The sequence below is a fragment of the Mucilaginibacter sediminis genome (assembly GCF_051903035.1).
Taxonomy (GTDB): domain Bacteria; phylum Bacteroidota; class Bacteroidia; order Sphingobacteriales; family Sphingobacteriaceae; genus Mucilaginibacter.
This window is the reverse complement of sequence record NZ_CP170602.1, coordinates 5,661,917-5,684,993: the sequence shown is the minus strand read 5'-3', so window position 1 is coordinate 5,684,993 and position 23,077 is coordinate 5,661,917. Positions and strand designations below refer to the sequence as shown.

Sequence of the window (23,077 nt, the reverse complement as noted above, 5' to 3'; positions counted from 1 at the left end):
TTTATAATTTAACTGTTACACCGAATGTAATTGTACGTACCGATGGGTACTGAGCCACATCAACGCCGCGCTGCAGGTTGCCGTTGGTATAACCTAACTCGGGTGTATAGCCTTTGTATTTGGTTATCATAAAGACATTTTGCCCGGAAGCGTACAATTTTACACTTTTAAGGGCGGCTTTTTTAGACCATGTTAAAGGTAAAGTATAGCCCAACGTGACGTTTTTAAGGCTGAAATAATTACCGCTTTCTACAAACAGATCGGATGTGCGGTAGTTATCATTAGCACGGTCAAGCGATAAACGGGGAATGGTATTGCTTGTACCGGCGCCTGTCCAGCGACCTAAATCTTCGGCATACAGGTTAAACGGATAAGTTGGATCGATGCCCTGCATCCTATCTGCATTGTATAAGCTTACGCCAAATACACCGGTAAAATTGGCCGATAAATCAAACCCTTTGTACGATATACTGCCCTGGACACCTGCTGTAACATTCGGGTTAGGATTGCCCAGGTTGGCGCGGTCGTTACCATCAATTAAACCATCTCTGTTTAAATCCAGAAATTTAACGTCGCCAGGCCTAATCGAGCTTTTGCGCGAATCATTTTTAAGCGCGGGATCATTGTCTATCTCGGCCTGGGTTTGATATAATCCATCTGTTTTCCAGCCATAGAACGACGCTATCGACTGGCCCTGGTAAGTACGTGAAATTTCCTGGCTTGAGCGGCCGTAAACAGTAGAACCTATAAACGTGCCTTCGCCATTTAACTGGGTTACCTTGTTTTTAATGAAAGATGCATTTGCGCCAAACGAGTATTTTAATTTATCATCGCCGCCCTGGTAATTAACCTCAACCTCAACACCTTTGTTATTCATGGTGCCAATATTTTGGTTAGGGATTGCTACCGAACCTGATGTGCCTACTACCGGAGGCGATATCAGCATATCTTTGGTGTTTTTATTAAACCACGTTACAGTAGTATTTAACTGGTTATTTAAAAAACCGGCATCAAGTGCAATGTTGGTCATGGCAGCCCTTTCCCAGGTAATATCGGGGTTGGCAATGCTGGTAACTGCGGCACCACTTACTCCCGAGCCGCCAAATGCGTAGCCATTGTTTTCGTAGGTGCTTCCTATTTTTAATAAACTTAAGTATTGGTAGGGGCTAACATTCTGATTTCCGAGTTCGCCATAACCACCGGTTAATTTAAGATTGCTTATCCAGGTTATGTTTTTAATAAATTGCTCGTTAGACAGCCTCCATCCCAATGAAAAGGCCGGAAAATAACCCCACTGGTTACCGGGGGCAAATTTTGAAGATCCATCCGCGCGGAAAGTTATCGTTGCCAGAAACCTGCTGTCGTAATCATAAAACAGCCTTGCAAAACCCGACTGAAGAGATGTTGGCTGTGGTATTATATTTGAGTTAAGCTGAAGGGCACCCTGGTTAAGTACTCTTTGATCGGGGTCGGTATCATCATAGCCAACTCTTTGCGCTGTAAAGCCGTAGTCTTTAAAGTTTTGATAAGAATAGCCACCAGTAAAGGTTACGTGGCTTTTACCGAAAACCTTATCGTAGGTTAAGAATGATTCGAGCAGCTGAGACGATACTTCCTCCTCGCTTTGTGTAAGGGTAGATGTTTGGTTTGGCCTTGTCTGGTTAACATCGGCAACATTAAAGTTGTAATTGCGTATTAGCGAGCCGTCAAACGCATAGTTAACACGCAGTTTCAATTCCTTTAAAAATGAAATTTCAGCAAACGCGTTAGCCAGTACACGATATTTTTTTGTGTACTTATCGGCCTCCTGAATGGTGGCATAAGGGCTGTTAATATCACCTAACTGGTTGGCATAAGCTTTTGATGTTCCGTATGTACCATCGGGATTAACCAGGGGTATAGCGGGGTTAAACCGTAAAGCCGAGAAAATTAAACCTGTTTGCGAGTTGTTATTATCAAATCCATTTTGATTGCCGTAAGATAACTGCACATTCTCGCCCAGCTTAAACCATGGGGTTATTTTATGTTCAGAATTGATACGGGTAACGTAGCGTTTAAAGTTGGTTTTGTCGATGATACCGTCTTCGTTATAAATTGATTGCGAAAGATAATAATTAGATACATCGTTACCACCTTGTAAACTTACATCGCCATTGGTTACATGCCCTGTACCCATAATGGCATGCTGCCAATCAGTACGCTGAGTTGCATAATAGGTATCGGTCCATGGCGCATCTATAGTAGCACCATCATTGGTATACCGCTCTCTTTTCAATTTGTACAAATCAGGAGCGGTAAGCAGCTTAATGTATTTGGTTGTATTTTGAAAACCGTTGTAAAAATTAACCGATGTTGATAGCTTTTGATTGTAAGTACCCTTCTTGGTAGTAACCAGCACCACACCATTTGCAGCCCTTGTACCATAAATAGCACTTGAGGATGCATCCTTTAATATTTCGACAGATGCAATATCATTAGGGTTAATATCACTTAACGCATCGGCGTTGCTGGTTGGTACGCCGTCAATAACAATAAGGGGGTTGGCATCATTAATAGTACCCGTACCACGGATCCTGATACTTGGCGCAGCACCCGGCGAACCATCGTTACGCACAATGTTTACACCACTGGCGCGGCCATCCAAAGCCTGTGCAGCTGATGCCACCGGCAAGTTTTGAATATCAGTACCTTTAATGCTGGCTACAGAACCGGTTACATCTACTTTTTTACTGGTACCATAACCTACTACAACAACTTCAGTTAAAGCAGATGGCAGGGCAACAAGCGTGATAGACAAGGCCTGATCGCCGGTTACGGTCACTATCTTTTTCTCGAAGCCTATATAACTAAACTCCAATACACCGTTAACCGGGGCATTTATTACGAAGTTACCGTTAATATCAGTTGTTACCCCAAGGTTGGTACCCTGCAGCCTTATGTTTACGCCAATGAGCGGTTCGCCTTTGCCATCAACCACTTTTCCTTTTACAAGCAAAAGGGTATTAGTGGTTTCGGCTGTTGATATGATCACTACGTGATCATCGGCCATTTTGTAGGGCAGCTTATTATCCATAAGCGAGCTCAACACTTGTTCGATAGAAGCGTTTTTAACGTCCAGATCAACCTTGCCCAGTTTTTTTATGGCGGCATAGTTGTAAAAGAAACGGTAATCGCTTTGTTTTTGAATTTTGGCAAGTATAGTACTTACCTCGGTTTGCTTAATGCTGAGTGTAAATTTCTGTTGTGAATAAACACTGGCCGAAACCTGCATGCAGGTAACCAGGATTAGCAAGAAAACTGCTTTCATTAGCAAAATAACTTTAAGGCATACGGGGGCACCCGGAATGGCAAATGCCCTTCTTGTTTTTTTCATTACATTTGTTTTGAAAATTAATGGATAGAGTAAGCTCGGTTCCAACTCGCTTACTCACAATGATAAATCCCAGATTTTTGCGGGGAAGAGTTGCACCTCTTCCCTTGTTTATTTATGGGTTTTCAGGAATCTGATAAGTAATTGTTTCTCTTCATGTGCTGCTGTTAAGTTAATATTAGTTATGTTGTTTTATTTTTTGTTCTTATAGGATAAGTACACCGTACTACCATCAATTTTTGATTGCAACGGCACAATTTGTCTCAGGAAATTCAGGGCAGTATCCAGGCTTTCATTTTCAAGCACGCCGCTTATCTGCTCTTTTTTAAGTGCTTCGTCTGCAAAAACTATTTTTACGTTGTATTTGCGTTCCATTTGCCGGGCAACATCTTCAAAATCATTATTGGCAAACATTATTTTGTGGTCTATCCACGCATTTTCTGCATACACATCATTGCTTACAACCGGTAACGTGGCTACTTCATATTTTATCTTGGCAACAGTAGCCTTAGCAAATTGATTAGGTACAATTTGTGCCGGGTTATTAATGGTCAGTTTTTCATGCGGCGATAAAATGATCTTCTTTTCCGGGTCATCGGCCAGCTCAACCTGCACCTTTCCTTTTAATAAAGTAGTTTCGGTAGTTTTATCATCGCGGTAAGCTTTTACGTTAAATACTGTACCTAAAACTTTTACCGTAAAGCCGGCGGTGTGCACCAAAAATGGTTTCTTCGGATTTTTGGTCACTTCAAAAAAGCCCTCACCTTCTAAATTAACCTCCCTTTGCCCGGCCTCGAAAACCGAAGGGTACGAAAAATGACTGCCCGCATTCAGCTTCACTTTGGTACCATCTGATAAAGTAACCTGCATCATTTTGCCAAAAGGCACGTCAATTTTTTTTGTTACAGCGGCGTTAAGTTGCTGGTTGGCCCGCTGGCTATAAAACAAAAAGCCAAACAAACCGAGCACGGCGACAGCCGCAGCCGCGCCAATCCACCTCCAGTTAAATGGCCGTACATTGCCTGCAAAAATTTCGGTTTCTGTTTCTTCAGAATCTTTTATTTTAACCCATAACTCATCCAGCTTACTGTTTATGGTTGTGGGCAAAATTTCGTCGTTGTTATTAAGTGTACCTGTTAAGGCATCGGTTACCTGCTGAATTTTTTTATATCCGGGGTGTTGTTTTAAAAATAGTTCGAGTTCATCCAACTCTTCCTTATTGGCCGATCCGTCCATACTTTTAGCCATCAGCTCAATAAACCTTGATTTTCCCATAATTTAGTCGATCTGGTGTAAGGACACCTGGCAACCGCGATTTTCCTAAAAGAATTTGAAATAAATTTTAACCGCACCAAAAATGTAAATAACATAAGGTGAATTTACACTTTCTACATCAGAAGACTTTACACTGCTAACATTTTGGACATCATAACCAGACGGGACCAAGTGTTCCGCGTACATCTGGTTAGGTTTAGCTTATTATTGCTAAATCTGGATTGATTAAGTTAAACTGTCAGCGGCATGTTGATGGTTGTTTTTCCGGAATGCGGACGGAGACATGCCGGTAATCTCTTTAAAGACACGATGAAAGGTTGCCTCCGACTTAAATCCGCAATTCAAAGCAATACCCAGATTGGTCAGGTGGTCATAGGCTGGTTGAAGCAGTTGTTGTTTGACGTCATTCACGCGATATTCGTTGACAAAGGTGTTGAATCCTTTGTTCAGATGCCCATTCAAAACAGCCGACAGCAATTTGACATTGAGTTTCAATATATCGGCAAGTTTGCTGACCGACAGTGCAGGGTCAAGATATAAGCGGTCGGTCTCCATGGCATTTTTTAACAAGTTGATATAAACCTCCGCATCTTCCATGGTCAGTTTATCTGCAGTCGCTTTGACGGCATGTTGAGCCTGGATATATACAACCCTTGCGCAATGATAACTTCTCAACCCTATCCAGTAAACAAAGATGACCAAAAGGACTTCAATGGGTTCAAAATACGCCAGTGTGCGCAATTGGAACAGCACTGTGCCGAAGATCGTCACTGCCCAAAGCGATGCGACACCCATCAAAACGGCCAGGAATATTTTGGTCCAGGAGGCTAACTGAAATTGTTCTGCCGTTGGCATCTGCAATGACGAGTGCCTGAACAGGCGAATTGCCGATAGCAGGTAAGCCCAGAAAATAACGACCATCAGGATGAGGGCCGCCGGGTGGTAAAGATGATTGGTCTTTTTTAGGCCGTAGCTCATTAAAGCCAACCGCAGGCCCAGGTCTGCGATAGCGGGCAAATAGTTTTTCAATATAACTTTTGCCGGTATTTTTTCGGCGCCTGTGATCGTCTTGACATAAAGGTATAAGCTGGGCCCGGTCGTGAAAATAAACGTATAAGGGAAACTCCGGTCAAAAAGATAAAACCAGGGAAGGCTGAGCCCGGAACTCCAGCAAAAGGTACCAAAGCTATTATAGGCCAGCGCCAGCAGGAAAGCCGCGAGGAAATATTTAGCCTGCCGGTGATCTTTTCCGGGAAACAATAGGGTGAAACTGATAATCACCCCTTGTACGATGCCAAAAAGCAGGACAATATTAAAAAGATTAAAGTGAATACCCATGGCTGGCTGAATCTTAGCGTAAAGCTAAGCAATGGGCAGCACACTCAAAAAGTTTCTACGGCTCTCTGCTTTTTTGCTTTGAGTAGACCCAGTTCCTGCTCTTTTTGCGCGATCACTTTTTGGAGCCCGGCGGTACGGTCAGTTCCGGCAGGTATTTTTTTGACCAGGGCTTTGATCGCCATGAGCTGCGCAGTGAGCAGCGCCTCGTCCGCGGGTACCTGTACATCCGGCTGTACACCTTTGCCTTCCCAATCGGTGTGTGTAACAGGGTTTACGCTGTAAGCAAATGGAATATCGGCCAGGAAATAAGTGCCTATCTTGTAGGGTTTGGTAGGGTGCGCCCCGCCGCCAGTGACCTCCCCGACGACTTTTGCGCGGCCGAGGGCCTGCATATTATACGCGAAATCTTCCGATGCAGAAAAGCAGTCCTTGCTGACCAGTATATAAACCTCCTTGTCGGCCAGCTTTACACCGGGAACCACCGGTAAGGTCCACGACTGCCGCAGCGTCCTGGCATCGCGGTCATAATTATCGTTCCAGTGTACCGGATCATTGAAGAAATAACTCGCAATCAAAAAACCGCCGTCGGCAAAACCGTGATTTTTACGGATATCGATGATAATGGCGTCTGAGTTAGCGAGGAATGTCATGGAAGACAGGGCCAGGTCCTTGATCCAGTCCGAGGGAAAAAAGGAGTCCACCTGTAACAAGCCGATATTGCCGTCCAGCAGCTCCACCTTTTTGAAATTAAAATTACTGCGTGCCCAGGTTTTACGGAAGGCATCGGTAGCTTCCTGCGACGGCGCTTCAGGTTTTTCCTCGATGATCAGCGTAGCCGAAGCTTCTACACCTAAATGCCCGTCACCAGCGATGGCATGCAGGTCTGCGGTTAATCTTTTAGCAAGCACCTCGCGGCTGGTTATCGTATCGTAGTCATGGTGCTGCTGATGTTGCCGGATCGCTGTGGCCATTTTTTTAGCGACGTCCTCATAGACATAAAGAGCATTGACTTTGACGACGAGCGTGTCGATCACTGCTTTACGTTCAGCAGCGCCCATTTTTTGAGTTGCTTTATCCTGCGCCTGTACGGGCAAACCATACGCGATCAGCAATAACGAGGTGAATACAATTTTTTTCATAAGGTTTATCCTGGGATCTTTCTAAGGGACCAAAATTGCAAGAGTTCCTGACGAATTCCAATTAGTATAACGCTCAAATCCCGATTTGAGTGGTGAACGATTGCCTGATAACAAATGTCCTGATGTGTAAAGTCTTATAATGTAAAAGGTGTAAACTCGGCTTATGCCATTTACAAAAAAAACCGGGTGAAGAGGCCTATAACAGGATACTTTCGAGCTTTTTTAGCGCGATGGCCAGTTGTGCAAATACGGTTTTGTCGGATAGGCCGAGGATGGCTGCCACTTCTTTGCAGGACAGGCCATCCTGCTTAACCATTTTAAAAATGAGCTTGCAACGCGGGGGCAAGCTATCAACAGCCGTTAAAAGCACTGCCTGCAATTCTTTACTAATGAGCAGTTGAGCCGGATCAACCGATAGGTGGAAATAATACGCTTCGGCTATGTTTACTTCTTTAAGTTGTTTTGATGAAGTGCCCCTTATATAATTTAAACAGGCATTTTTTACAGTAACATAAAGGTATACCTGGATATTGAGCACCTTGCCCACATCTTTACGCCTTAACCAAACATTAACAAATATATCATTAACAATTTCCTCCGCAGGTTCCTTGTCTCCTAAAAACGAATAGGCAAACTGAAACAACCTACCAAACAGTTGCCTGTAAAGTTCATTAAATGCAGATTCATCTTGATTAATCTGGATACGTCTGATCAAATCCTGTATACTCAAACCGGTTAATTTTCTCAGTATATGAAATTGCCTGTTTAGCAGTATAAATGTAACGCTTTCAGTACTGCAATTTTAACAATTTAAGCCGGATCAGAAAAAATCGTTTTAAGTAATTTATCAATGTAGAAATTAGAGCAGCGCGGGGCCGTTATTGCAGCAGTATAAACGCCCCTTACCCACCTGTTTAAATTTAAACAGGCCGGTGTTCTTTAAAGTGAGAACTGATTTTAACCGCAATGAATCCCATCATTATACGGGCATGCATGTTAACTTACCACTTCCATATCAGCAAACATCAAATCGGCCATTAACAAACCCTTGTTGCCGGTGGTGGTTTCAATAGTATGGATATATTTATACGTATTGCTGAATTGATCAAAACACTGGTCAATTACCTGGATGTTTAAATCGGCAGGCGAAAAGTTTTCGCTGTTTTGAAGGCAAAAGAATTCATCTTTTACGGGCAAAAAATCGTCGGTGTAACCCTGGTTATGCAGGTCTATCACCCTGCTGGTGAGTTGATTATTAAGTTTTATTTTATTGTTTTTCATGATCGATCATTTTTACAGATAATAGACGTAAACTTAGAATGTTTTGTTACGTTGTATGCAACAAAAATTAAACCAAATTCATGAAAAATACATTATTAATCAATTAGTTACATTTTTTAATTTGAAATATGGATAGATAGGTAACGATTGTTTGGCTTTCAGTACATTGTAAAAAAGACTGCATCATTTTCGCTAACAACAAAAATACTCAGACGGCAGATGGTGAGCCGAAAACCAATTTCAGCAACTGGTCTTTAACAGATAAACGTTGCCCTTGGGGCAGGATGTTTTCTATGCTTAAAAGTTCATAAGTAAAACATCTGACCTTCCAATTCCGATCATTCAGGCTTTGGAACAGAACCGTATTAATTAACTCTTTATTTTTAATAGATGGGTTTAAAATATAGTTTGCCAGGGTGTTGATAACAGCAATTTTTATCTCCACTATTTCAGTTTCCATCTCCCGCATCAATATATCTACAATCTTTTGATTAAAAGGCAGTAGATCATTTTCGATATAATAAAACTCCATTAAATAACCCAATACCTCCTTCGGCTTTTTAACTTCTCGGGCCTTTTCAAATATATCGCTTAAAACATCTACGTAAAATTCGCCCCAATTCGCGGTATCAACGGCAAGGGCCTCCAAAACAACAGGCAATGGCGATGATAGCATGGAGCCAAACTGCAATTCTTTTATCTCTTTTTTAAAGCGATGGGGATCGGCATTTGCATATTCAAGCACATCGATTAAAAGCCCGGTATTTTCTCCGGCAGATGTTGCTGAATCAAAAAAGTTATTTATCCTGTCCTGAAATTTTACACTAAACTGATTCACTTAAATGGCGTGCCTTTTAATTTTCGATAAATATATGTTTATTACCAATAACTACATTTACATCAATGGAACACCCGCTTGATAATCCTGCCTGGAACGCCTCAATCACCGGCAATCAAAACCTTGCCGAAGGTACGGATACGGTTAAATGTTTTTTGCCTGACGTATCGCCTTTTGCCGGGATGATACAAAACACGCCCGAAAACTTTGCTGCCCTTTACGATATTGTTCAACCCAAACGCACGGTTGCTGTTTTCAGCCCCGGAGACTACGAAATACCCCATCCGTGGAAAGTAGTAAACCCCATGAAATGCCTGCAAATGGTGTATCAAAACGCTACGCCGCCGGCAATTACCGACATTGCCTTTACCCTGTTAAATGACGGGCATATACCCGCCATGCTGGCGCTCACCAAACTAACAAATCCGGGTCCCTTTTTTGACCGGACTATCGATTTTGGCAACTATTTTGGCATTTTTATTGGCGGTGAACTGGCGGCCATGGCCGGGCGCAGGTTACAGCCTTTACCCTATATGGAAGTAAGCGCCGTTTGCAATCACCCCGATCACCTGGGGAAGGGTTACGCCAGCCGCCTTATTATGCACCAGGTACGGTTGATTAAAGAAGCAGGCGGAATCCCGTTTTTACATGTGCTGCAAAGCAACACAAATGCCATTAAAGTATATGAAAAACTGGGCTTTGTGACCCGTACTGCAATGAATATCTGCGCAATAGTCAAGAATTAATCAACGTAAAACTTTTGTTAATTAAGTGTGTAAATTACAAGTAATGTACTATGTTTGTTATTCCCGATAATAAACCCATACATGCCAGCCATGAAAATTAAAACAAGATTTGCGCTTTTAAGCTTACTTACATTGCTGCTAAAAAGCCAGTGCATTTGCGCACAGCAGCAAACCGCCATTATTAACATAGATTTAAAGGCCGAAACCGGCAACATGAGCCCCGTTTGGGCATGGTTTGGGCACGATGAGCCCAACTACACCTACATGAAAGATGGCCGCAAACTGCTTGCCCACCTGGCCGCTTTAAGCCCCACACCGGTGCACATGCGGGTACATAACCTGCTTACCACCGGCGATGGCGAGGCCGCCCTCAAGTGGGGATCGACTAATGCGTATACTGAAGATGCTGAGGGGAAACCCGTTTACAACTGGCACCTGGTTGATAGCATATTTGATACTTACATTAAACTGGGCATGAAACCCTACGCCCAGATAGGCTTTATGCCCCAGGCCCTATCCACCCATCCCGAGCCTTACCGCCATCACTGGAAACCTGGCGATGACTATAATGACATTTACACCGGCTGGGCCTATCCGCCTAAAGATTACAACAAATGGGAAGAACTGATATACCAGTGGGTAAAACACTCGGTTGCCCGCTATGGCAAAAAAGAAGTAGAAAGCTGGTACTGGGAAGTATGGAACGAGCCCAACATTAGCTATTGGAAAGGCACTATGCCCGAGTTTTTTAAGATGTATGATTACGCGGCCCAGGGCCTGCGCAGGGCTTTACCTACCGCCAAAATTGGCGGCCCCGAAATAGCAGGCGGATCGAGCCAGAGCGGGATGAAGTTTTTGAGGGCATTTATTGAACATTGCCTCACCGGCACCAACTATGCCACCGGCAAAACAGGCTCGCCGTTGGATGTTATTTCCTTTCATGCCAAGGGGCAGCCTACGTTGGTTAATGGCCACGTACGCATGAATATGGCCCCGCAGATGCGCGATATCCGCGAGGGTTTTAAAATAGTGGCATCGTACCCGCAAACCAAAAACATTCCCATTGTTATCGGCGAATCTGACCCGGAAGGCTGCGCGGCCTGTGGTATGGCCACCAATCCATCCAACGCATACCGCAACGGCACCATGTATTCCAGCTATACGGCGGCCTCGTTTGCACGCAAATACTTACTGGCCGACTCGTTGGGCGTTAACTTTATGGGGGCGGTATCCTGGTCGTTTGAGTTTGAAAACCAGCCCTGGTTTTATGGGTTCAGGGATTTGGCTACCAACGGGGTTGATAAGCCGGTACTTAACGTGTTCCGGATGTTTGGGATGATGCAGGGCAAACGGCTTAAAGTTAATGCCAGCCAGATGCACCCGCTTACCGCCGTTATCGACTCGGGCCTGAGGGGGGCCAACACCGATATTGGCGCGCTGGCCGCCAAAGGCAAAAAACAGGCAACCGTAATGGTGTGGAATTACCACGACGATGATATCCAGGCCGAGGGCCAACCGGTAAGCATAACACTCACCAACCTGCCCGCGCGCACCGCAACCCTTGTACAATACCAAATTGATAACCAGCACAGTAACTCCTACGAGGTATGGAAAAAAATGGGATCGCCGCAAAACCCCACGCCCGGCCAGGTGAAACAGCTGGAACAGGCCGGGCAATTGCAAACCGTCGGCAAACCCCAAAAAGTGCAGGTTAAAGCCGGGCTTTTAAATACCACCATTACCCTGCCCCGGCAAGGTGTAGCACTGTTGAAGTTAAACTGGGAGTAAGTTTTGAGTCTGAAGTCTTGAGTTCTAAGTCTTAAGTCAAAAAAGACTTTCCTGACTTAAGACTTAGAACTCAAGACTTAGAACTTCGGACTCAAGATGCAGAACTTCAATCAATAGCACCGTATATAAACCAGCCATTCAATAGCAGGTAAACCGCCAGCAGCACCTGTGCGCATATAAAATCAAAACGTTTGGCTTTGGCCTCCTGCTCTTTTTTAATCAGCCGTAACGAGTACGCGGTGCAAATAATAATGCAGAGTATAAAAAACAGCGTTGTGCCATGCAGCGTATCCACCAGCGTAAAAGTAGTCGACTCGGGCAGCGACGAATCGATGATGTATTTGTTACCAATTACCGCAAACAGTGCGCCCACACTAAGCCCAAACCGCGAATCGATGCTATCGGTGTGGATATAAAAACACATATACGCTATCAGGAAGGCCACATACATACCCAGGAACATCTTCCAAAACAGGCCCATCGCGTCGCGGGCAATTTTTAGGGTAACTTTAAAGTTGCTGTATTCGGTATGGGGTTTGGCCAATGTGGTATCGCCAAAGCCGGTTTCGTATTTCTTAATGCCGGCGGCTATGCCCAGGCTGTCAACACGCCAGCCGCGCAGGGTAAAACGGGGGTCGAAATGTTTGCCCAGCGTATCGGGCACAAATATCAGCGAGTGCGAATCAAACTGCGAATTCTCTATCGAGAAGCGCAGTTTCTGCTTATCAAAAGGGAAATTATTAATGGCCCAGGAATCCTTCATTACACATTGCAGTTTCATGAGCAGGTACACCTTGCTACCCGACGAATCGATGGTAGAAAACGATTTAGTAACCGTTTTGGCCTGCGGTACCTCCAGGTTTTGCACAAAATCAAAGTCGCGGTTTTTGTATTTAAGCCACAGCCAAAGGTCAATGGTGTACTCTTTATCCTTAAAGTTAATGTCATGAATACTGGTAATGTACACCCCGGTTTTCACCGTATCGGCGTGTGGCTTACTGGCATGGGCGGCCGTGCATGCCAGCAGGAGTACCAGTACAAAAATCAGCTTGTTTTTCAAGGGCAATGGTTAAAATAGTTGCGACGCTAATATAACAAAATAGCCGGGCAAAACCGGCGTTGGTTTTAAAAACCCTCCATCGCCCCGATTTTTATGTACGATACAAAAAGCTTTAAAATGGTGTAGAAATATCCAAAAAAGTTTCAAAAAGTTCCCAAAAAAACACAAAAATAGCACACAAATTCAAACCGGTAATTTCCTTAAAAAACGACCAGTTTTTGGCAGGTTATTAAGTGTTATTTTCACACTTAAAACAGGAAAAAGCCCAAAATAGCAACACTTCTGCCCCACCTCCGGCACCCCCGAAACATCCCAAACCAACCCGCCGCAGCACCAAACCGGCACCGTTATGGCACCAAACTTACACCATAAAAAAAATCATATGGGCGTTGCCCCCGTTGGTAGAAACGGGGCCCGGGCTGTACGCTCATACTACACCGGCCTTAGGCGCCGGGCCGGTATCCGCTGCCATCCCTAACGCAGGCTGCGGGGTATATAATTCTATGTGATTATAAATTGTAAAATCCGGGAATTCCGAATTTGCTTTTCCCAATTCCCTCCCGCCGGGCTACCGTGTGTACACATCTTTTGGAAACTTATCAACAAATAGAAAAATGTCATTTCGAACGAACTGGGGCGGGCATTGAGCGTTGGCGTGAGGAGAAATCCTATACGTCATGCTTGCAAACTTGCGTGGTTGAATGCATGACGTATAGGATTTCTCCTCGTACCTCGTTCGAAATGACATTTTCTTTTGTTTTAAAGATGTGTACACACAGTAGGTCCCTAAAGGGGCGCGATAGCAATGCGGGCAAAGGCAGGGAGGAGTCAATGAACTATTTGCTTTCCGGGGGAACGATTTAGCAAAACAAAAACCATGTCATTTCGCCAGCAACATCGCTATACTTCATGTTTTGTGGGTTACGAAAATACTTTGTAGAAATTACAACACCGGCCCGCTCATGGCCGCGGGAGGGCCTAGTCCTTTTTGTCTTGAAACAAAAAGGACCAAAAAATTCAAGTCAGCAGAAATGCTTCTCGGCGCTCTTGGCCTTTGCCCTGCAAAACGGGCAAAACCTGGGCTGGAATTATTTTGCCCCGACGCACTTTCCCCTACGCGCATGCAAAAACTTCCTATGCCCTACAGCCGCACAGCCCCACATTGTTTTGCCCGTTTTCGCCCGAAGCTGTTCTGCTGACACTTTGGGGATCACGAGAACTTTTTCGAATCCCAAAGGCTTTTTCCCCAATTCCCTCCCTTGGGAGGGGCGCGATAGCAATGCGGGCAAAAGCAGGGAGGGGTTAATGAACTATTTGCTTTCCGGGGAACGATTTAGCAAAACAAAGACTATTGTTTGCTCCGCGTCATGTTTTGTGGGTTACGAAATTACTTCGTAGAAACTACAACACCGGCCCGCTCATGGCCGCGGGAGGGCCTAGTCCTTTTTGTCTTGAAACAAAAAGGACCAAAAGACCGAGCGTAGCGAGATAATGAGCACCTATAAAAAACAAACGACAGCGAATAATTCAAGTCACCAGAAATGCTTAGCGCTCCTGGCCTCTGCCCTGCAAAACGGGCAAAACCTGGGCTGGAATTATTTTGCCCCGAGGCTCCTTTTCCCGCGCGCATGCAAAAACTTCCTATGCCCTGCAGCCGCACCACCCCGCATTGTTTTGCCCGTTTTCGCCCGAAGCTGTTCTGCCGACACTTTGAGGAACACGATGCCCTTTCGAATCCCAAAGGCTCTTTTCCCAATTCCCTCCCCACGGGAGGGGCGCGATAGCAATGCGGGCAAAGGCAGGGAGGGGTTAATGAACTATTTGCTTTCGGGGGAACGATTTAGCAAAATATGTCACTAAGCCAGTGCTATGCTTTACTTCACGTTTTGTGGGTTACGAAAACACTTTGTAGAAACTACAACACCGGCCCGCTCATGGCCGCGGGAGGGCTGTTACAAGTGACTTAACCTGCAAGCAGCCGCGCATACCTTGTGCTAAAATAGGGTAGCTTAAAAAAATAAAGAGCAAAGCTACAGTTACAAAGAAACCGGCTAAATAATATTATTTTTAAAACCGATTATTTACGGAATGCCATAAAATGAATTTAGAACGCTATCAATATTTTAACAGTAATGATTATCATGATTATGAATTTTATAGCGAGGGGCCCAATGGACGAGTTAGTAAAATGGTTACTTTTTCCCGTATCCCAAATACCAACCCGGCTATTTATAATTTAGCATTTGGCGATCTAAATACCGATACCGGAGAATTGGACGATACCGTAATTAGTAATAATCAGGACAGAGATATAGTATTGGCCACTGTAGCCAACACTATTGCGGAGTTTTGTAACCATCATGGTAACCATTACATCTATGCCAAAGGCAGTACGCCGTCCCGTACAAGGCTTTATCAAATGGGTATAACAAGCTTATGGCAAGAAATCAGTATAGATTTTGAGGTGTACGGACTTAAAGATAACGACTGGTGGGATTTTGAACCCAACAGTTATAATTATGATGCTTTTTTGGTAAAGCGTATATAATTGATTAAATTTGGATAACTAAAGAAGAAAAGGAAATAAAATGGCAACGATAACAAATAGCTTATCTGTAAAAAAAGGATTTGGTGCCGGTACTGTCAGCGACCAGGTTAAAAGTCATGCTAATGATCCTTTCGTGGTAAAAAAGGTCGAGGAAGCCACCAAGACCATTCAAAGGATTGGTTTGCCGGGCAAAAAAAAGAAATAGCGTATTTGACGGTTTATAAATTAAAGGCTGGATATTTAATCCGGCCTTTTCTCTTTTTAGTGGCATTTGTAATTATAGCAAACCTATCGATCTGTCTGACGGATAAGTATATTCTAATCTAATCATTACCATTAATTATATTCTGAAAATTCCCGTTCGGCAGTAATAGACGGATTTCTTTTAAACGATGTCTTGTACTAAACAAGCGCCGTACTCAAAAACAATCCGGCTACACAGCCCTGAAAGGGTGACATATCAGCCGCCGAACTTTGCGTAGGGGCTAAACTACATACAAGCTGTACTGATCTTCGTGCAGGTTATTAAGGGGTGTATTGGTCTTTCAAAAGATGGCTATAGTGCTAAAATGTTTTAGCAAGAAACCTTGGCATTGGCCAAACCTGGGCTTCACGATATGCTTTCGACTATAAAGGCACAAGTAGCCTAATTTGCAGGCTGCCTCGCAACATTTGCGCCAAAATCGAGGGTATTGCGATTATTGCAATATGATTAACAATTGCATCTGCAAATGGTTAGTAGCCGTTAACAACCCAATTAAAACTTCCCTTGGATAAGTGATAACGATAGGGTAAGTTTGACTAATAAAAGAAACCTCAAAGTTCAGACCTTTGAGGTTTCCCAGATTCACCATAACATTTGCTGTGATATGTTTAGTCTGTACTTCAATCAGCTTTGCTGGCTGACCTTCAGTTTTGCAGTTAAGGGGCTTTACGGCTCCTTTTCTATTTGTAAAGATACTGGATGATTAAGTCTATGTAAAACTAAATCCATCAACATAGTGTATTGATATTTTATCAAAATATCTTTCGTTTAACGATTTAGAGGGGAATGTTAATGTTTAAATGTTAGCAATTTATTAGGTTTAGTTTTTAAATGCTGATAATCAATGAATTAAACACATGTTAGTAATTCTCGAGAATGTTGATTAATATGAATGATATTTACCTCAAATCATTGATTATTAACGTCATATCAACTGTTTGCACTTTGTTGGCGTTGTCGCCAACAAAATCGGCATGTGAAATGACTTTAATATTTGTATGTGTGTGTGTTGGCTGTCCGTATACTGGCCGGTAACAACATCAATAGGCTGGAGGTTTTAAATGTTCGCCGACCCGATTTTATGCCACTGCGGATGATGCATCGGTTTCCTGCTACAACATAAAGGGTAACGAGTTTGTTAGAGGGCAACTCCAACAAAGTGCGGTTTGGAAAACCAGCAAAGGCCTAGCTTAACATCTTTATTTTTATATTAGGCTTTATCATTAACTATTTCATACATTGAGGTCGCCAATTTTACTAAGACCTTAAACATGGATCACATTTTAGACGATAACGAAGATTTACGTAGATATTTACACGATGACTTATTCCCCTCGATAAAAAAGGGCGACGTTACCTTATTTTTAGGGGCGGGCGCATCAGTAACGGAAATGCAATTTCTTGGGCGCTCGCTCATTGATTATTACGAAGACAAACTCGGTGTAAGTTTGGGCATATCTGATCTAATTGAATTTACAGATATTATAAGTGCCAACCCCAAATTTAATCGAGAAGATTTCGATAATTATATAGTTTCGGTTTTGAACAAGCTTACCCCTACAGAGTCACATAAAATTATCGCAGGAGCAAATTGGAATCAAATTATAACAACGAATGTTGATTTAATATTAGAGCGGGCTTTCGACGAAATCGAAAATACAACACATGAGAACAGAAAAGTCAAAGTTGTTCGTAATGTCTCAGAAACACATACCCAACTGACGAATTCACATATTAGGTACACAAAACTAAATGGCTGCATTAGCAATAAAAACAAGTACCCTTTAGTATTCTCCAGTAAAGACTTCCTATCGTCCAAAAAATTTTACAACGCTACGCTAAAGCCACTGTCAGATTTGCCACCAGATGCCAAATTCATGACGATTGGTTACTCGTTCACAGACCATGTTTCTAATTATATTCTTAAATATTTCGATAGCTTTAATTACAGATACAAAAAGCCAATAATCTGCTTCGATCCCTTTATTCAACTTGGACGACTCGACTTCTTAAAAGAACAGGGGATTTTTGTAATTAAACAGGACGTACAAACACTATTAGAGAAATACAAAATTTGGGAGGAGGAGAACGCGGCTACAATCGTAAGTAGAAAGTCAATTGCATTTAAGAATATCAATAACGAAAGTATTAGCCTACCCTCTAAACTTAAACTTGCTTTAGGTAATAATATAATTCAATTAAGTGACACATCAAGATTGCCTGCAGCTAATCCGGTACAATTCTATCAAGGAGAGCGGCCGTCGTACGACATCGTTAGAAAAAACATTGATGTCGTAAAATCAGGAAAACTTGACACGGTGAAACGAGAGGTATTAGACTTGATAAATAAAAATCATGAAAAAATAGTACCTGTAATATTTCTAACAGGAAGTTTTGGCACCGGTAAGTCAACATTTGCTTATAGGCTATTACATAGTCTAACTACGGATGCAACAATTAGCTGCGTGGCTTTTGAATTTCAGGATCTTTCTTTACTACGCCCGCAAGATATTGGTGAATTATTCTCATTGACTTTCGCCAAGCTAATTTTTATTACATATTCCGAAATTGAGATTGACAGTAGCTTTAAAGAATTAATGGACTTCAGAAATAAAGTTAGTATTGAACAATTTTCAATGTTTAATATTTATTTTATTGTTTCCATAAGAGAAAATATATTAACTAGATTTTTTAAAAACTACCAATACAAAAATACACATATCATTAACGTTGATTCTAAAATAAACAACATTGAGGCAACAGAATTGGTAAGCAAACTCGATCAATTGAACTTGGTTCATTTCCGCGATGTTTCGGAGAAAAAGAAAATTGTAAATCAAATAACATCAGATTTTGGCGGCGACACATTTATATCTTTAATATCCTTAATTACAAATAATAGTTTTGAGGATATAATTCTAAGTGCCTATCATCAATTATCTAAAACGGCAAAAGACGCATTTTTATATACGTCAATTCTGTATCAATATAAATTACTTATGCCGTCAGGACTATTGATGCGCTTAGTTTCTAAAAACTGGACAGACTTCGACAATGAGGTGCTAAAATATGATTCAAAGGGTATTATCATACAAGAATATCTGGATACCGCGCTAACACCCGACTTATACTTTAGAACACGGCATTCAATCATATCTCAACATTTGATAAAAAAAATATTAAAAACGCAAGATCAGCTGAACGATAAAATAAAGAGGGTAGTCGAAAACCTAGTAGATAATGATTTTAATGCACAACTTTTTGTAAATCTCATAAAAGCAATTAGAGATGACCATGTTTTATCTCACGAGAAAATAAATAGACTCTTTGATATAGCAGATAAAATATTTGAGAGCAATCCACATTTTGTGCTCTATTACGCAATTAATTTGCAGCTTAGAAAGAACATGTCTGCAATAAAAAAAGGCATCGAAAAAATCAGATTTGCCGAGGGTTTTTTAGATTACCGTAATAGCAAATTGATTCACAGAAGAGCTGTTTTACATTATGAACTGGCTAAGCTATATTTTGATCAAAATAACTATCCCAATACAATTGTTAATATTGAAGAAGCGAGAGAATTATTCGAAATAAAACGTTTAGATGATCCAGGAAGTTCCTTCAGTTATATTGACTATATTAACTTAGAATTATGGGTGTTAAATAACATAGATTCCGAGCGAAACGATCTTTTATTACTACATATTAAAATTCAAGAGTTATTGGATTGGGCTGTAAATGCAGTCTATGAAAATGTTGACAGAATTTTTAAACTCAAATATAAGTACTATAAACATTTAGAAACAGCAGCCAGTCCGTCAAATACTTCTATGCAAGAATATTTAGACGAATTATATGAAAGTGAAGAAACGCGACCTTATTCATTAGTTTTAAAGTATAACTATTTACAAGAAAAAGAAAAAACAAACGAATCAATTAAGCTTATAGCGGAACTTGAAAGCTTGACCCATAATGATGAGGTTGCCAAGTTGCTTTTTAAATACTATGGAAGAAATTTAAATGTATTCGATAATAGATCTAAGTTCTTTAAACTAGTAAAAGGAGGATACGATTTTCGCAAGTATGAAACCCTCAGGTATTATTTTTACTCGTACATAGCGGAATCTTACAATCGCAATTTTAATTATGCAGATGAAAATGTACAAAATATATTTTCAATGGATACTTCATTTAATCCTGATTTACATGAATTGTGGATTGAGGAAGATGGGTCTCAAAGCATTTTCACAGGCTTAATTTTCAATACGCAACGTGGATTTACAAACTTGAAGGTTTCAGAGTTGCAATTGAGATGTAGACTTATGAAAGAATCGTATTTAAAATTTCATCCAAAAGCTGGTGATCAATTTAAAATTAAGTTACATTTTTTTATCAAAGGAATAAGAGCAGAATTGATAGAAAAAATAGAATCTTAGAAAAGTTTCGATTTTTGTTCCCTCGTCTCCTTTTGAAAAAGAACCCTGAGCGGCATACGATGGATGAATTATTTGAACACAACGGGCATCGTCCCCCAGGTTCCTCGTTGAGAGAACCCGAGGGGACAGAAAAAGGAGGATTTAAATATCGAACACCGAACGCCCAACATCGAATAATGAAAGAAAAACTTCGATGTTGGACATTCAAAATTCATTATTCGATATTACCACTCCCTTTTGTCCCCTCGGGGTCTCTTTGAAAAAGGACCCTGAGGCGGCATACCAGGCGATGAATTATTTGGATACAACGGGCATCGTCCCTTAAGTTCCTCATTGATAGAACCTGAGGGGACAGAAAACAAATGGCCAGCGACAGGTAATTTGTCTCCCTCGGCAACCGGGCTATCCATAATTTACATTAACTTGGCTTTGTATACCTAAACAAAATGAAGCAGTACCAAATCACAATTATTTATCTATTATTTACATTAATTGCCTGCAAACCCGGCGCTCATAAATTGCCCGATAACGCCTTTAAAAAAACGTTGACCACGAAACAAATACCCGGATTAAAATACAGCATCGGGTTGCCGGCTGGTTATATCATTAAAAAAAGTAAGGGTCCAGATTTTTCGGTTTATTACTTTTATCCCGCCGATACTACCAATAGAACAGGGTTTGAAGGCGGCTTTTATATGGGTAACAACCCTGCCATGTTCCCTGCCGCAAATGACAGTTGTAAAGAGCAGAAAACCAAAGCTTACTTGTTTGGCAACAATGAGAATTGGACGCTTAATGATTGCAACGGTAAATACCAGGTTCAACTAATTACCAAAAGCAACAGCGGCACCGACTGGCCTGCATACATACACGCCTTTGGCAGTTGCAAATCAAAGGCCGAGCTGGATAAATTACTGGAGGTATATGCTACATTACAAAAAACAGATTAACCCATCGCTACCGTAAGTATTCCCGCTGCCGCCCCGGTAATACCGGAGTGTGCCCCCCTGCATCACAACCAGCCTATCGGAATGCAGGGCGTTAAAGATTTCTCCTCACCTCTTGCGCGCAAGCCCCTTCTGGTTCGTTCGAAATGACACCGTTTTTGTTTAGTGATAACACTGGGATTTGCAGGGTGGAGAAACCCCTCCCTACCCTCCCAGGGGAGGGAATCGCACGGGCCAGGCTCTCTTAAATCCTAAAATAAAAAATCCGAAATCGAACATCCGACATCCGAAATCACCCTACACCCCTTCCTTAATCCCCGTATGTTTTTTAATAACGGTTGATAGCTGCTGCGGGTTGAAGGGTTTCAGGATGCAATCGTTAAAGCCGCTGGCCAGCAGGTCGGCAAGCATTTTTTGGTCTACCAGCGAGGCGGTGAAGGCGATAACGGGTACCTGCGGGTATTTCTTTTTAATTTCGAACACGGCTTCGTAGCCGTTCATTACCGGCATTTCCAGGTCGAGCAGTACCACATCATAGTGGGGGAAATCTTCCAGCCGGGCCAGGGCTTCCATGCCATCGTAGGCGGCATCAACCGTGGCGCCAAAGCTGGTGAGGGCCTTTTTGGCTACCATCATGTTTATTTTATTGTCCTCGGCCAGTAGTACCCTTAGCAGTTTAAGGTCGCCGTTGCCTGCTGCGGGCTTTAGCGGTATAGGAAGCGGCGCCGCATCGGCAATGCTAAACGTTAAACCGAACGAAAACTTGCTGCCCATGCCTTTTTCGCTCTCGAGCGATAGTTTGGACCCCATCATCTGCAATATGCGGTTGCAAATGGTAAGGCCCAGGCCGGTGCCGGTAAGCTCGCGGGTGCCTTCGTGGTACACCTGCCAAAAGCCCTCAAAAATCTTTTCCTGGTCGGCCTTATCAATGCCGATGCCGGTATCTTCAATCACAAAGTCGACGGCTATTTGCTTGTCGGTTTTTTTAAGGCAGGTGGCTTTTAGCTTTACGTAGCCGTTGCCGGTAAATTTAAGGGCGTTGGCAAAAATATTGTTGAGCACCTGCGTAAGGCGCATATCGTCGGCCAGTACCAGGGTATCCAGTTGCCGGTCAATCTCGGCCAGTACCTCCACATTGCTGTTTGCCGATAGCACTTTAAAGGGCAGGCATACGTTGAGCAAAAAGTTGCTTAAATTTATGGTGACGGGGTGCAGTTCCAGTTTGCCGGCTTCTATCTTGTTAAAATCGAGGATATCATTTACCTGCTGCAGCATATGGTCGGCCGAGTTTTGGAGGATGCTGATATACTCGGCCTGGCGCGTGGCCGAGTTTTCCTGTTTCAGCAGGTTTACAATACCGATGATGCCGTTTAAGGGGGTGCGTAGCTCGTGCCCCATAGTGGCCAGGAACTGGGTTTTGGTATTGATAACCCGGTTGCTTTGGGTAACAATCTCTTCGATATACTTTTTTTCGAAAAACGTGTACAACGCCGCCAGCACAATAGTTGAGCCAAGCGCCGTAAAGCGGTTAACCAGGGCCAGCCGCGCTGCCTGGCCGGGTGTAAAACTGGCCAGCGGAGGTACGTAATTGCCAATAACAATACAGGCAACAAAAGCAAAAATCATGATACCCACAAAAATGCCGGGCTTTTTGGCGTGCTTATGCTTCAGGTCGACAACCAGCGGTACGGCTATCAGGGCAGGGAAAAAGAAGAGGTACTGGTCGGTTTGCAAGCCTTCAAGCAGCACCAGGCACACCAACAACCCGCAGATGACCGAAAATATGGAGATGGTAAGGTCTTTAATTGCATCCTGCCATTTTAATACCACAAACATTAAAATAGCCAGGCAAAAGCAAGCCAGCAAAAATGACGACACATACATGCCGATAAAGGCATCATAAACCGACAAAAACACCCCCAGCGACAAGGCCGAAAGCCCCAGCTGGTAAGTGCGTTTGGATACTTCCTTTAAATCAAACAAAAGATCCTGGCGCGTAGCGCCCGCATTAACCGGCTGATGGTATTTATCGGTAATTTTATCCAT

General features: G+C 42.6%; 16 protein-coding genes. 7 read left to right on the top strand and 9 right to left on the bottom strand.

What is annotated here, in order from left to right; genetic code table 11:
* Nucleotide 1: 1 nt before the first annotated feature.
* The 7 genes from ACFGVS_RS23525 to ACFGVS_RS23495 form a co-directional block, all read right to left on the bottom strand.
* Nucleotides 2-3,373: a TonB-dependent receptor gene (locus ACFGVS_RS23525; RefSeq protein ID WP_439695809.1), complete on the bottom strand. Its 3,372-nt coding sequence runs from the start codon at nt 3,371-3,373 to the stop codon at nt 2-4.
* A gap of 189 nt (nt 3,374-3,562) precedes the next feature.
* Nucleotides 3,563-4,645, bottom strand: a complete 1,083-nt coding sequence (locus ACFGVS_RS23520; protein WP_439695808.1) for a FecR family protein — start codon at nt 4,643-4,645, stop codon at nt 3,563-3,565.
* Between the two features lie 225 nt (nt 4,646-4,870).
* A complete protein-coding gene (locus ACFGVS_RS23515; protein ID WP_439695807.1) occupies nt 4,871-5,983 on the bottom strand; it encodes a helix-turn-helix domain-containing protein in 1,113 nt (370 codons plus the stop codon).
* 44 nt (nt 5,984-6,027) lie between these two features.
* On the bottom strand, nt 6,028-7,122 hold the full coding sequence (locus tag ACFGVS_RS23510) for a S41 family peptidase (RefSeq protein ID WP_439695806.1): 1,095 nt from the start codon (nt 7,120-7,122) through the stop codon (nt 6,028-6,030).
* Between the two features lie 196 nt (nt 7,123-7,318).
* Entirely contained in the window at nt 7,319-7,837 is a 519-nt protein-coding gene (locus tag ACFGVS_RS23505) for an RNA polymerase sigma-70 factor (RefSeq protein ID WP_439695805.1), read from the bottom strand.
* A 281-nt stretch (nt 7,838-8,118) separates the two neighbouring features.
* A complete protein-coding gene (locus tag ACFGVS_RS23500; protein WP_439695804.1) occupies nt 8,119-8,403 on the bottom strand; it encodes a hypothetical protein in 285 nt (94 codons plus the stop codon).
* Between the two features lie 208 nt (nt 8,404-8,611).
* Entirely contained in the window at nt 8,612-9,241 is a 630-nt protein-coding gene (locus ACFGVS_RS23495) for a hypothetical protein (RefSeq protein WP_439695803.1), read from the bottom strand.
* A 65-nt stretch (nt 9,242-9,306) separates the two neighbouring features.
* Between ACFGVS_RS23495 and ACFGVS_RS23490 the strand changes: the two genes are divergently transcribed.
* Together ACFGVS_RS23490 and ACFGVS_RS23485 are read left to right on the top strand one after the other, a co-directional pair.
* On the top strand, nt 9,307-9,987 hold the full coding sequence (locus ACFGVS_RS23490; RefSeq protein WP_439695802.1) for a GNAT family N-acetyltransferase: 681 nt from the start codon (nt 9,307-9,309) through the stop codon (nt 9,985-9,987).
* Nucleotides 9,988-10,077: 90 nt separating this feature from the next.
* On the top strand, nt 10,078-11,775 hold the full coding sequence (locus tag ACFGVS_RS23485; protein WP_439695801.1) for a GH39 family glycosyl hydrolase: 1,698 nt from the start codon (nt 10,078-10,080) through the stop codon (nt 11,773-11,775).
* Nucleotides 11,776-11,881: 106 nt separating this feature from the next.
* Here the strand turns inward: ACFGVS_RS23485 and ACFGVS_RS23480 are convergent, their stop codons facing one another.
* Nucleotides 11,882-12,835, bottom strand: coding sequence for a hypothetical protein (locus ACFGVS_RS23480; RefSeq protein WP_439695800.1), 954 nt, complete (start codon nt 12,833-12,835; stop codon nt 11,882-11,884).
* Between the two features lie 233 nt (nt 12,836-13,068).
* On the opposite strand from ACFGVS_RS23480, the gene ACFGVS_RS23475 reads away from it, so the two are divergent.
* The 5 genes from ACFGVS_RS23475 (at nt 13,069) to ACFGVS_RS23455 (ending at nt 21,034) form a co-directional block, all read left to right on the top strand.
* Nucleotides 13,069-13,344, top strand: a complete 276-nt coding sequence (locus tag ACFGVS_RS23475) for a hypothetical protein (RefSeq protein WP_439695799.1) — start codon at nt 13,069-13,071, stop codon at nt 13,342-13,344.
* A 1,589-nt stretch (nt 13,345-14,933) separates the two neighbouring features.
* A complete protein-coding gene (locus ACFGVS_RS23470) occupies nt 14,934-15,383 on the top strand; it encodes a DUF6934 family protein (protein ID WP_439695798.1) in 450 nt (149 codons plus the stop codon).
* Between the two features lie 40 nt (nt 15,384-15,423).
* Nucleotides 15,424-15,588 (top strand): hypothetical protein, encoded by a 165-nt coding sequence (locus tag ACFGVS_RS23465; RefSeq protein WP_439695797.1) that lies wholly within the window; start codon nt 15,424-15,426, stop codon nt 15,586-15,588.
* A 1,331-nt stretch (nt 15,589-16,919) separates the two neighbouring features.
* Nucleotides 16,920-20,084: an SIR2 family protein gene (locus tag ACFGVS_RS23460; RefSeq protein ID WP_439695796.1), complete on the top strand. Its 3,165-nt coding sequence runs from the start codon at nt 16,920-16,922 to the stop codon at nt 20,082-20,084.
* A 446-nt stretch (nt 20,085-20,530) separates the two neighbouring features.
* The gene (locus tag ACFGVS_RS23455) at nt 20,531-21,034 is read left to right on the top strand and encodes a hypothetical protein (protein ID WP_439695795.1); all 504 of its coding nucleotides are present in this window, start codon (nt 20,531-20,533) and stop codon (nt 21,032-21,034) included.
* A 294-nt stretch (nt 21,035-21,328) separates the two neighbouring features.
* Here the strand turns inward: ACFGVS_RS23455 and ACFGVS_RS23450 are convergent, their stop codons facing one another.
* The gene (locus ACFGVS_RS23450) at nt 21,329-23,077 is read right to left on the bottom strand and encodes a response regulator (RefSeq protein ID WP_439695794.1); all 1,749 of its coding nucleotides are present in this window, start codon (nt 23,075-23,077) and stop codon (nt 21,329-21,331) included.

Bases quoted from the DNA above. Each gene is read 5' to 3' on its own strand.
- ACFGVS_RS23525 (WP_439695809.1), bottom strand. From the start codon at position 3,373: ATGAAAAAAACAAGAAGGGCATTTGCCATTCCGGGTGCCCCCGTATGC.
- ACFGVS_RS23520 (WP_439695808.1), bottom strand. From the start codon at position 4,645: ATGGGAAAATCAAGGTTTATTGAGCTGATGGCTAAAAGTATGGACGGA.
- ACFGVS_RS23515 (WP_439695807.1), bottom strand. From the start codon at position 5,983: ATGGGTATTCACTTTAATCTTTTTAATATTGTCCTGCTTTTTGGCATC.
- ACFGVS_RS23510 (WP_439695806.1), bottom strand. From the start codon at position 7,122: ATGAAAAAAATTGTATTCACCTCGTTATTGCTGATCGCGTATGGTTTG.
- ACFGVS_RS23500 (WP_439695804.1), bottom strand. From the start codon at position 8,403: ATGAAAAACAATAAAATAAAACTTAATAATCAACTCACCAGCAGGGTG.
- ACFGVS_RS23490 (WP_439695802.1), top strand. From the start codon at position 9,307: ATGGAACACCCGCTTGATAATCCTGCCTGGAACGCCTCAATCACCGGC.
- ACFGVS_RS23485 (WP_439695801.1), top strand. From the start codon at position 10,078: ATGAAAATTAAAACAAGATTTGCGCTTTTAAGCTTACTTACATTGCTG.
- ACFGVS_RS23470 (WP_439695798.1), top strand. From the start codon at position 14,934: ATGAATTTAGAACGCTATCAATATTTTAACAGTAATGATTATCATGAT.
- ACFGVS_RS23465 (WP_439695797.1), top strand. From the start codon at position 15,424: ATGGCAACGATAACAAATAGCTTATCTGTAAAAAAAGGATTTGGTGCC.
- ACFGVS_RS23460 (WP_439695796.1), top strand. From the start codon at position 16,920: ATGGATCACATTTTAGACGATAACGAAGATTTACGTAGATATTTACAC.
- ACFGVS_RS23455 (WP_439695795.1), top strand. From the start codon at position 20,531: ATGAAGCAGTACCAAATCACAATTATTTATCTATTATTTACATTAATT.
- ACFGVS_RS23450 (WP_439695794.1), bottom strand. From the start codon at position 23,077: ATGGATAAAATTACCGATAAATACCATCAGCCGGTTAATGCGGGCGCT.